Here is a 920-nt window from a genome sequence, read left to right on the forward strand (position 1 = left end):
ATAGTGGCAGGCAGCGAACAGATCACCCCACAGATGCTGCCGCTGATCAATCTTAGCCAGGCAGAGATAGATAAGATAGCGGCCACAGTGCCTGGCGGAGCGCCCAATATCAGAGATATCTATCCTCTGGGACCATTGCAGGAAGGTATTTTATTCCATCATTTATTGGACCCGGCACATGATGTGTATGTGTTGTCATCGCTGTTTGCCATGGACAGTAAAGAGGCTGTGGAGTCATTGCTGGCCAAGTTGACGTTTATAGTGGCACGTCATGACGTATTAAGAACCGCGATTGTGTGGGAAGGGCTCAGCCAGGCGGTGCAGGTGGTATGTGACTCGGTCACGGTTCCCGTGCAGTGGGAAGCGATAGAGGGCGATGTTATAGCGCATATGCAACAGAAGCAGGGCCACAGCCAGATGGACCTGACCCGGGCGCCATTATTAGCGGTGCATATCGGGTTTAATGCAGCGCAGTCAGAGTTTGTGGTGATGGTGAAGTTCCACCACCTCATTTCAGACCACGTTGGACTGGAAATCATTGCACAGGAGTTAGCGTATTTTGAGCGTGGTGAGCAGGACAAGCTGGCAGCCCCGGTTCCGTATAGAAACTTCATCGCGCATACCCAGGCAAGACAGGCAGAGCAAGACAGTGAAGGGTATTTCCGCGCACAGTTAGGGGATATCGACAGTCCAACGACGCCATTTAACCTGCTGGATATCCAGGGCGACGGGCGCAATATCGATGCGCAAAGAGTCAAGGTGCCAGCGGCATTGAGTGCCGGGCTACGCAAAGCAGCAGTGAACCTCAAACTCAGCCCGGCGGTGTTATTCCACGCGGCGTGGGGGATAGTGGTAGGGCGCTGCAGTCAGCAAGAAGACGTGGTGTTTGGCACTGTGCTGTCGGGACGACTACAGGGCAC

General features: G+C 54.1%; 1 protein-coding gene. It reads left to right on the forward strand.

Annotation, left to right across the window (positions count from 1 at the left end; genetic code table 11):
• Window positions 1-920 (forward strand): condensation domain-containing protein (locus C3B51_RS23000; RefSeq protein WP_240701964.1); only part of this gene is annotated, 920 nt, incomplete at both ends.

This window comes from Pseudoalteromonas rubra (assembly GCF_004212645.1).
GTDB classification, from domain to species: Bacteria; Pseudomonadota; Gammaproteobacteria; order Enterobacterales; family Alteromonadaceae; genus Pseudoalteromonas; species Pseudoalteromonas rubra_G.